A 9,771-nucleotide genomic window follows, 5' to 3' on the forward strand; every position below is an offset into this window, starting at 1 on the left:
CCCTCGGAGAGTTCGATGGAGGCGGGGGGCATGGCGCCTACCTGGAAGTCGACCTTTGTGGTGCCGTCGGGGGGTGCGGGGAACTGGGCGTACCACTGGGTGGTGTTGCCGTCACGGACGCCGCCGGTGAATTGGGTGCACAGGCAGCGACCCGAGGTGTCGCGCAGTATGAGGTACTTCTTCTTCCCTTCCTGGTCGATGAGGCTGGCGCCGGAAATCGACCCGGCGTTCTTGGCCAGCTCGGTCTCGTCGCTCCGCCAGTCCGCCGCGACCCATACCTTGCCGGTGTTGTTCGTCACGGTCCCCTCGACGGTGACGAAGCCTCCACCATCGCGCTTGGCGGATGTGATCGCGAGCGTCAGTCCGTCCTGCCCCTTGACCTCGGCGAGCACTGTGTCCGACTGCGGCGCTTGTGACTCCTGCTTGCCGTCTCCGCTGTCATCCTTGGCAGGAGCCGAGGACGAAGTGTTCTTCTCCCCACCGCCGTCGTCCCCTCCACCGCAACCGGCCACCGTGAGGAGCAAGCCGCTGGCGATCACCACCGCGGTCACTGTCCTGCGGACCTTCATGGTGTGCCGAAAGTTCATCGGTACGGCTTCCTCTCACTCGGCCAGACGCACAGAGAACATCACGGAGGCGTCGGGGAGGTCGTCCAAATCGAAATCTTCAGGGTCGATGTTCACAGTCTGGCCGTCGCAGTCCAGGGTCACGGGCTTCGTGGGATCCGCGTCCACGGCGAACTCGCAACGTGGCTGGATGACGGCCGTGGCGTCGGCCGTTGCCTGCATGCCTTCTGTACCAGGGATGATCGAGTCGCCGACGGTGTAGTCCGTCTGGATGCCGACGCGCAACCCGGGATAACCGTCGACCACGACATATTCGGGTCCTACCTGGACGGTCGAGTCGTTCTCCGCTGCCAACAGCTCGGCCGCAGGCGCTCCGTTGTCGGGGAGCTGTATGTCATCCGGTAGTTCCAGCCAGTCCAGCCAGTTGTCGTCCCCGCCGACGGCGTCTCCGAGCTTGAGCACCAGTTCGTCCCGCGCCTCCTGCGCCGCCGCCAACGCTGCAGCGTCCGCTGCGGATTGGGCCCCGTTGCGGGCGAACGCCGCCTGGGCGAAGGCGAAGAAGGCGAGCGCGGCGAAGAGCAGAATCGTCGTCAACCAGATGTAGATCGGGAGAGTCTGCCCCGTGTCGCCGCGCAGACGCGTGGGGGTCAGCCGCCGATCACGTTGCCGACGGCTGTGGCGATCGCTCCCGAAATCTGGCCGTCCAGCCCCAGCCCATCGATCATCACGAAGATCCCCGCCACGATGATCATGATCCCCGCGTACTCCACGAACCCGGCGCCCGCGTCCCTCGCCCTCCCCCGCATCCGGGAGACAACGGTCCGCTTCCAGTCGCCAAACCCACCGAACCTGCTCACCGCGTCCGCCCTCTCGCCCGATGCCACTGCCGACATAAGCACGGTACGTGAGAATCCGCCTACCCCGGGTGGGTCCAGGGGCCCAACTTCCCCGGCGGGGGCCCGTAATCGGACTCATCGGCTCCACCCCTCCCGAGCGGTCCCGAGCCAACGGGCGATCGCTTCGCTGCGCGAGGAACTGTGCAGCTTCGCGAAGATGCGGTTGATGTGGTTCTTCACGGTCTTCTCGCTGATGAAGCAGGTGGCGGCGATCTGACGGTTGTTCATGCCGGACGCGATGAGGTCCATCACCTCCACCTCCCTTGAACTCAGGCCGAAGGCCGGACGGTCGGGGACCCGGCGACGCAGCGGCGCCGCGGCTGTGGATCGAGTCTTCGACGACTGTGCCACAACCGGTTGCACCTGCGAAGCGACTTCGTGACTTTCGTGTGAAGGTTCGTACGAAACGCCAAGCGAAGACGAGACACGGACGGCGGCTGTCAGCGAGGGGGAAATCGTCGGCCTGCCCTCCCTCAGATCCCGTACGGCCGTGATCAGTTCGGGCGCCGTGAACTCGCCGTGGACCAGATAGCCGCTCGCGCCCCGGCGCAGCGCCTCCGCCACGACCTCGGGTTCTCGGCTGTACGTCAGCATCATCACGGGGGCCAACGCGGTCAGTCCGGGGAGTGCGGTCAGCCCGTCGGTGCCGGGCATGCGGACGTCCAGCAGGACCACGTCCGGTCGGCAGTCGGCGGCTTTGCGGACTGCCGCCTCGCCGTTCGTCGCATCCGCCACGACCTCGATGTCGGGGTGCGCGCCGAGCAGCGCGGCGAGTCCCGCGCGGACGACCGGGTTGTCGTCGGCCACGAGGACGCGGAGGGGCGGGCCGGAAAGTGCCTGGTCAGGCATGGGCGGCCTCCTGTCGGGGAGTGTGGTGGGTGGGCAGCGGGAGGTCGATCGTGATCTCCGTGCCGCCCGCCGCGGGACGCGTCACCTGCAGCCGTGCGCCGATCCTCGCCGCCCGCTCCGTCATGCCCAGCAGCCCGAAGTGGCCGGATCCGACCGCCTGGTCGACCGTGAAGGCGGGTGGAAGGCCCACTCCGTCGTCCGTGACGCGGAGGCGGAGGGCGCCGGCGGACGCCTCCACCTCGATCACGGCCTCCGTCGCCCGTGCGTGGCGGTGTGTGTTCTCCAGAGCCTCCGAGACGATCGCCAGGAGGTCGTGGGTCGCCTCGTGGGAGAGGGGCGGGGGCGTGGTGCTCGTGCGCCGCAGCCGTACCGGGAGCGCCGTACGGGACGTGAAGTCCTCGGTCCTCGCCGTCAGCTCCGTCATCAGGTCCGTCATCAGGTCCGTCGGGGGCCGGGTCGTCAGGTCCGTGTGGTGGCGCAGATCCGTCAGGAGGTCGCGGGACTCGGAGGCCGCCCGGCGGGCCGCGGACGCCACCAGCGTGGCCTGCTGTTGCAGGACGTCCGGGTCGGCCGTCCGGCCCGCCGAGGTGGCCAGGGCCTCCGCCGCCAGGGCCAGGCCGTGCAGGGTCTTGGCGACCGAGTCGTGCAGTTCCCGGGCCAGGCGGGCGCGCTCGGACTCGACCGCCTCCGCCACGGCCAGACGGGACGTGGCCTCCGACAGTGCCCGGGTGGCCGTACCGAAGCGGAACATCAGGTTGCGCAGGGTCACGCCGATGATGCCGGCCGCGACACAGAAGCCCGCGACGAGGAGGGTGCTGGTGCCCGCGCCCGGGTGGTGCTGCCAAGCCCGGTACACGGTGAGGAGCACCGCCAGTTGCAGGCCGGTGAAGACTCCGGCGCCGCGCCAGCCGTAGAGCAGGCCGGAGAGGAGCGGGGTGCACACCGTCGCGTACGCGAGGGGCGACGCCGGGGATGCCGTCAGGAGCAGGACCGCGCCGAAGAGCAGGTCCAGGGCCATCAGGGTGGGGTGCGCGAGGAGGCGGGGGCCGAAGCGGTCCCAGTCCCTGAGCATGGCGTACGAGCCCATGGTGCCGAGGACCCCGGCGGTGAGGACGGCATATCCCGAGGGGCCGTCCGTGGTGTTGGCCATCGCGAACGGGGTGCCGATCACGAGCATGGTGAGGCGGACGGCGAAGGTCTGGCGGCACAACGCCTGCAGGGCGCTCAGTTGCAGGCGGATGCTCGCGGGGGCGGGCACGTCGTCCGCCAGGTAGCCGTCGGCGGAACCCGGGCTGTCCTGAGGGCGCGGCTGGAGCAGACGGCGTCTCATCAGCGGCCCAGGATGTCGCCGAAGTTCGTGCCCGAGCCGAGGAACATGCCCGTCGCGATCAGGATCATCGTCGCCGGGAGCATGAAGACCAGGGTCACCAGGGTGGCCTTGGGGATGGTCTTCGCCGCGCGGCGCCTCGCGTTCTGGGCGTCCGTGCGGCGCATGTCCGTGGCGAGCTGGATGAGGGTCTCGGCGATGGGCGAGCCGAGTTCCTCGCCCTGCTGCAGCGCCGAGACGAACTGGGCGACCTGCTCGGAGGAGTTGCGCTTGCGGAGTTCGTCGAAGGCCTGGCGGCGGCTGACGCCCATGTCCATCTGGCGCAGGGTGATGCGTAGTTCGTCCGCCCAGGGCCCTTCGTATCTCTCCGCGACCCGGTCCAGTGCCTGGCGGAAGCCGAGGCCCGCGGACACCACGACCGCCAGCACGTCGAGGAAGTCGGGGAGCGTGCGGTCGATGACGTCCTTGCGTTCGCGGATGGCCTGCCAGATCAGCGCGTCGGCGGCCAGCAGACCGAAGGCGAAGGTCCCGGCGGCGAGGAGGGGCCGGTCGTTGGTGAGGAAGACCAGGCCCATGAAGGCGCCGAAGATGCCGTAGACGGCCCGGCGGGCCGCGTACCTGTTCAGCGTCAGACCGCCCGGGTTGCCCGCCATGTCGATACGGCGGCGCTTGGCGTCGACGCGGCGCGGGCCCATCAGGCGCAGCACGAGGGGCGCGAAGCGCATGCCGAGGCGGTCGACGGCCGAGCCCGTCCTGGAGACCCGGGTCGCGCCCACCTCCAGGGCGAGGGCCAGGTCGCCGGGGAGTTTCGCCTCGGCCCGGATCATGCGGACGCCGAGGAAGGCGCCCGCGACCGAGACGGCCGTCAGGAGGGCGAGCAGCAGGGGCAGCATGACGGTCTCGACTCCCCTCTCACACTTCGATCTTGCCGAGGCGGCGGATGACGAAGAAGCCCACCGTGTAGAGGCCCAGTGAGACCAGCACCAGGATCTGGCCGAGCGGGGAGCCGGTGACCCGGGCGAGGGCGCCCTCGTTCGAGGAGTTGATCAGCACGAGGGAGCCGAGGCCCAGGAACGGGACCGTGAAGGCGGTCGCGTTGACCTCGGAGAGCATCGTGCGGACCTCGCGCCGGGTCTCCTTGCGGTCCTCCAGTGTCTGGGTGAGGTTGCGCAGGGAGCTGACCACCGAGCCGCCCGCCTTGTTGGACAGGACGAGGGTGGTGACGAGGACGATCAGCTCGCGGGACGGCAGGCGTTCGGCCAGTTCGCCGAGGGCGTCGTCGATCGAGCGGCCGAGGGTCAGCTGGTCGGCGACCCGGGCCAGTTCCTCGCCGGCCGGGGCCTCCAGCTCCTCCGCCGCCATCGCCAGCGCCGTACGGAGGGCCAGGCCCGCGGCCGTGGCGTTGGCGATGAGCCGTGCCACGTCCGGCAGCTGGTTGATGAAGGCCTCGATACGTTTCTGGCGCTGCCAGTTCAGGAAGATGGCCGCGCTCCAGACGCCGACCAGGGCGGCAACCGGGCCGAAGAAGGGCGCCAGGGTGGCGGCGGCGATCAGCCACAGGGCGACGACGACCGCGGTGACGTAGATCGCGAACTCCCCCACCGTCAGGTCGAGTCCGGTGGCGGAGAGGCGCAGGTTGATGGTCCGGCCCAGACGGGTGCGGCGCAGGCGCCGGTCGACACCCGTGAAACGGCGGACGCGGCCGCCCACCGTACGGGCGGGGGCGCCGCCCGCGAGCCGGTCGACGAGGGCCTGGCGCTGGGCACGGCCGGAGGCGAACGTGTGCACGCCCGCGACGGCGAGGGTGCAGCACAGGACGGTGGCGCCGAGGGCCAGCAGGGTGGGGTTGTTCATGGGGCGCACCCCTTCGTGTTCACGGGCTCGTGCGTCCTGGTCATCCGATGGCCTGCCTCGTGGTGAGTACGTCGAGGGCGTCGGCCACGCCGAACGCGGGCGGCAGCGGTTCGTTGGCCACGTACAGCTTCTCCGCGACGGGGCGCGGCAGCGGCAGGTGCTCGAAGTCGCCGTGGACCACGCGGTCCGCGCCGAGGGGCTGCGGGACGAAGCGGGAGACCGTGGCGATACGGAACTGTTCGCGGCCGTGCGAGACGAGCAGCGCGATCTCGGTGACCTTGCGGGAGCCGTCCGCGAACCGTGTGAGCTGGACGACCACGTCCACCGCCGAGTTGATCTGGTCCTTGAGCGCCTCGAAGGGGATGAGCACCTCGGACATGGAGCCGAGGGTCTGGAGCCTCATCAGGGCGTCCTCGGCGGAGTTCGCGTGGACGGTGGCGAGCGAGCCGTCGTGGCCCGTCGACATCGCCTGGAGCATGTCGAGGGTCTCACCGCCGCGGACCTCACCGACGATGATGCGGTCGGGGCGCATACGGAGCGAGTTGCGGACCAGGTCGCGGATGGTGATCTGGCCCTTGCCCTCGATGTTCGGCGGGCGGGACTCCAGGCGGATCACATGTTCCTGCTGGAGCTGGAGCTCGGCGGAGTCCTCGATGGTGATGATGCGCTCGTGGGACGGGATCAGCCCGGAGAGCGCGTTGAGGAGGGTCGTCTTGCCGGTGCCGGTACCGCCGCTGACGATCACGTTGAAGCGGGCGCGGACGAACGCGGCGAGCAGCATCAGCATCTGCTCGTCGAGCGAGCCGAGCCCGATCAGTTCGGGGAGCGTGTAGGCGCGCGGGAAGCGGCGGATGGTGAGGGTCGGGCCGGTGAGGGCGAGCGGCGGGATGATCACGTTGACGCGCTCTCCGGTGGGGAGGCGGGCGTCGACCATGGGGTTGGACTCGTCGACCCGCCTGTTCACCGTGGACACGATGCGCTCGATCGTCTGCATCAGCTGCTCGGTGGAGGCGAAGCGGAGCGGGAGCTGTTCGACCCGTCCGGCGCGCTCCACGAAGATGGAGTCCGGGCCGTTGACCATGATCTCGGTGATCGAGGCGTCGGCGAGGAGGGGTTCCAGGACACCGAGGCCGAGCGCCTCGTCGACGACCCGCCGGATCAGCTGGGACCGCTCGGCGGACGAGAGGACCGGTCCCTCCCGGCTGATGATGTGGCCGAGGACGCGCTCCAGACGGGCGCGGCGTTCGGCCGCCGCCAGGCTCGACATCTCGGCGAGGTCGATCTCCTCGAGGAGCTTGGCGCGGTAGACGGCCACGAGGTGTCCGTCCTCGCGTCCGGCTTCCCCCTCCTCGGGGGCGGCGATACGGGATCGGAGGCTCATCTTCTGGGTCAGCTCCTCTCGGGAGTACGGGGGATCAGTGAGGTGAGGGGGTCAGTCGGGTGAGGGGGTCAGTCGGGGTCGGTGTCGGTGGGCATGGTGACGCTGCGTTCCACGTCCACGTCGTCGAAGAGGGGGATGACGGAGGGGACGGTGACGGTGACCGAGAAGGTGGTGAGGTCGCCCCCGCCTCCCGGCACCGGATTCGGGTCCAGCCACGAACTGGCCGCCGCCACGCCCGCCGCCGCGCCCGTGCCGGGCTCCAGGGACTCGGCCCGTGCGGCCGCGCGTGCCGCGGTACCCGCCTGGTTGATCCCGTACCCGATGAGCCCGAGCTGGATGGCGGCCATCCCGACCACGAGCAGGATCGGCAGGAACCCGGCGAACTCCAGGATGGAGGCGCCCCGGTCGTCCCGTAGCCGGCGCCCGGGTCCGCGCCGCGCCCGCTCGGCGAGTGCCGCTCGCGCCCGCTCGGCGAGGGCTCTCATCAGCCGTCACCTTCCAGCGCCGCGCCGGCCTCGCCCTGGACGTCCGGCCAGCCCGGGTCGAAGCCCGGGAAGAACAGCGGGACCGGGGCGGTGACCGTGGCCCTCATGATGGAGCCCTGCACCTCGCAGTTGATGTCGGCGCCGCTCCAGGCACCCGGCAGATCCTCGCTGCCGGCAGCCTGGCAGGGCCCCTGGTAGTTCCCCGGGTCCACCGCGTACGCCGCCGTGCCCGCCCGGGCCGCCTCGTCCGCCGCGTTCCCGGCGATCGAGTACGTGTACCCGTACAGCACGCACTGCCAGAGGATCGCCATCACCGCGAGCAGCAGCGGGAAGATCCCGGCGAACTCCAGGGTGACGGACCCCCGGTCACCGCCCTTCCTGCGGAGTACGAGCGCTCCCCGGTCCGAGGACGGCTTGCGGCGCCGGCCGCCGCCGCCCTCGTGCACCACGACCAGCCCCAGCTCCCCCGCCAGCGTCCACAGCGCCTGCTTCACGGTCGAGCGGGCGTCCAGGTCCTGCAACCGGCCCGCGTCGACGACGGACTGGAGTTCCTTAAAGGCGGCCGGGACGGAGGTCCGGGTCACCTTGGTGCCGGTGACCTTCTCCACCAGGGAGGGCTGGATCTCCGTGTTCCTGGAGTGCCGGTTGACGACCGTGAGCGTCTCCTCGGCCTTGCGGATCTGGAGGCGGTCCCAGAGGCGGACCATGCGTTTCGCGGCGCGGACCGCGATCACGTCCGGGGTCACGAGGAGCAGCGCCTGGTCGGCCATCTCCACCACCGCCGCGGTGGCCGCGTTCATCTGCGAGCCGCAGTCGACGATCACCATGTCGTGGCGGGCGCGCAGGGCGCCGAGCACCTGGCGGGCCACCCGGTCGGTGACCTCCTCGCCGCGCTCGCCCTCGGCGGGGGCCAGCAGCAGGGACAGGCCCGAGTCGTGGGCGTACACGGCCTCCTGGAGGACCCGCGGGTTGATGTCCGCGATCCCGGCCAGGTCGGCGACCGAGCGCCGGAACTGGACGTCCAGGTACGAGGCCACGTCGCCGGACTGGAGGTCCAGGTCGAGCAGCGCCACCGTACGGCCGGACGCCCGGGCCGCCAGGGCCAGTTGGACCGCGGTGACGGTGGCGCCGACGCCGCCCTTCGCCCCGGTGACCGTGACGACGGTGCCGCCCGGTCCCGTGTACAGCTCGGGCGTACCGCTGCCGAGGTGGCGCCGCATGCCGGCCGACCAGGAGGCGGCGGCCTGGACGCGTTCGGCGAGGGCGTCGTAGCCGAGGGGCAGCGTGACGATGCCGCGGGCGCCGGAGTCCATGGCGGCCGTCAGCACGCCCGTGCTCGTGTCGGCGGTGATGAGGACGACGCCGACCGCCGGAAAGCGCATCACCAGATCACGGATGAGGTCGAGGGCCGGGACCGGGCCGATCCGCTCGTGGACGAGGACGACCTCGGGCAGCTCGTCCAGGGACTCCGCGGCCAGGCGCGCGAGGGTGTCCAGCAGGGCGGTGGAGTCCGGCACGGGGGCGGCCGGTTCGGCGTCCGCGAGCTGGCTCAGCAGGGTGCTCAGGGCGCGGGCCGAGTCGATGTCCCCGACGGCGGGGAGGATACGGATGGTCATCGGCCGGACCTCGCCCCGGAGTGCGGCGGAACGGTACGTACTGACCTCATGCGCGGCCTCCTACTTGTCCTCGTCGAGGGTGTACGTACGGTCCGACGGCGAGACGCCGGTGTCGTCGCCGCCCGCGACCAGGGCGAGCCGGACGTGCTCGGCGAACGACTCGGCGTACGCGACGCGCTGGGCGTCCGCCGTGTCGAGCGCGAAGGTGATGGGGACCGCCTCGGTGGCCGTACGGCGGCGGTCGTTGCTGGACTGGTCGGGGTCGAGAGGGGTGAGCTTGCCGACGTCGAGGACGCGCGCGTCGGCGACGATCAGCTTGGACTGGTCGACGCCCTTGTCGCTGTCGTCGGCCTCGAAGGTGGCGAAGATGTTGACCCGGGAGCCGGGGTTGATCTTTCCGGCCACGCCGGTGGACGCGTCGATCATGATCGCGATCTCCTGCTGCCCCGGCTCCAGTTCGGGGCGGTCCACGATCATGTCGGTCTGGAGGAGCGACCCCTTCTCCAGCTGGGTGACGGCGATCTTCCCGCGGATCTCGGCGAGGTCGGTGACGGCCGTGCCGGACAGCCACCGCTCGGGCATCGACACCTTCTCGAACTGACCCGCCGACAGCTCCTTGTACGGCGCGATGTCGCTCTTCAGGCGGTACGCCGTCACCTCGGGACCGACCTTCGAGTTCACGTCGCGGATCACCGAGAGCACTCCGGCGAACGCGCCCAGGGCGCACAGGGCCGAGAGGACCAGCAGGATGACGCCGCGGCGCTGGCGTGAGTTCATGACGCGGACAACCTCGATCG

The 9,771-nt window shown here is 70.6% G+C and carries 11 protein-coding genes; all 11 read right to left on the minus strand.

Going from position 1 to position 9,771, the window contains the following annotated elements; translation table 11 throughout:
* The coding region (locus FNH04_RS33940; protein WP_152789692.1) for a hypothetical protein at window positions 1-587 on the minus strand (587 nt) is incomplete at its 3' end.
* A 15-nt stretch (window positions 588-602) separates the two neighbouring features.
* A complete protein-coding gene (locus tag FNH04_RS33945; RefSeq protein ID WP_152789701.1) occupies window positions 603-1,217 on the minus strand; it encodes a pilus assembly protein TadG-related protein in 615 nt (204 codons plus the stop codon).
* Window positions 1,214-1,450, minus strand: a complete 237-nt coding sequence (locus FNH04_RS46815; protein ID WP_194236903.1) for a hypothetical protein — start codon at window positions 1,448-1,450, stop codon at window positions 1,214-1,216. Before FNH04_RS46815 ends, FNH04_RS33945 begins: the two co-directional genes overlap by 4 nt.
* Window positions 1,451-1,537: 87 nt before the next feature.
* Window positions 1,538-2,311, minus strand: coding sequence for a response regulator (locus FNH04_RS33950; RefSeq protein ID WP_152789693.1), 774 nt, complete (start codon window positions 2,309-2,311; stop codon window positions 1,538-1,540).
* Window positions 2,304-3,641 carry a sensor histidine kinase gene (locus tag FNH04_RS33955; protein WP_152789694.1) on the minus strand — a complete coding sequence of 446 codons (1,338 nt, stop codon included), beginning with the start codon at window positions 3,639-3,641 and terminating at the stop codon, window positions 2,304-2,306. Before FNH04_RS33955 ends, FNH04_RS33950 begins: the two co-directional genes overlap by 8 nt.
* Window positions 3,641-4,531 (minus strand): DUF5936 domain-containing protein, encoded by an 891-nt coding sequence (locus FNH04_RS33960; protein WP_152789695.1) that lies wholly within the window; start codon window positions 4,529-4,531, stop codon window positions 3,641-3,643. Before FNH04_RS33960 ends, FNH04_RS33955 begins: the two co-directional genes overlap by 1 nt.
* Before the next feature lie 19 nt (window positions 4,532-4,550).
* Window positions 4,551-5,492 carry a type II secretion system F family protein gene (locus FNH04_RS33965; protein WP_152789696.1) on the minus strand — a complete coding sequence of 314 codons (942 nt, stop codon included), beginning with the start codon at window positions 5,490-5,492 and terminating at the stop codon, window positions 4,551-4,553.
* Window positions 5,493-5,532: 40 nt separating this feature from the next.
* Window positions 5,533-6,873, minus strand: a complete 1,341-nt coding sequence (locus tag FNH04_RS33970; protein WP_152789697.1) for a CpaF family protein — start codon at window positions 6,871-6,873, stop codon at window positions 5,533-5,535.
* Window positions 6,874-6,941: 68 nt separating this feature from the next.
* Window positions 6,942-7,358, minus strand: coding sequence for a TadE/TadG family type IV pilus assembly protein (locus FNH04_RS33975; protein ID WP_152789698.1), 417 nt, complete (start codon window positions 7,356-7,358; stop codon window positions 6,942-6,944).
* Window positions 7,358-8,974, minus strand: a complete 1,617-nt coding sequence (locus tag FNH04_RS33980; RefSeq protein ID WP_152789699.1) for an AAA family ATPase — start codon at window positions 8,972-8,974, stop codon at window positions 7,358-7,360. Before FNH04_RS33980 ends, FNH04_RS33975 begins: the two co-directional genes overlap by 1 nt.
* 60 nt (window positions 8,975-9,034) lie before the next feature.
* Window positions 9,035-9,751, minus strand: coding sequence for a Flp pilus assembly protein CpaB (gene cpaB, locus FNH04_RS33985; protein WP_152789700.1), 717 nt, complete (start codon window positions 9,749-9,751; stop codon window positions 9,035-9,037).
* Between the last annotated feature and the right edge of the window lie 20 nt (window positions 9,752-9,771).

Source organism: Streptomyces phyllanthi, from assembly GCF_009377205.1.
GTDB lineage: Bacteria > Actinomycetota > Actinomycetes > Streptomycetales > Streptomycetaceae > Streptomyces > Streptomyces phyllanthi.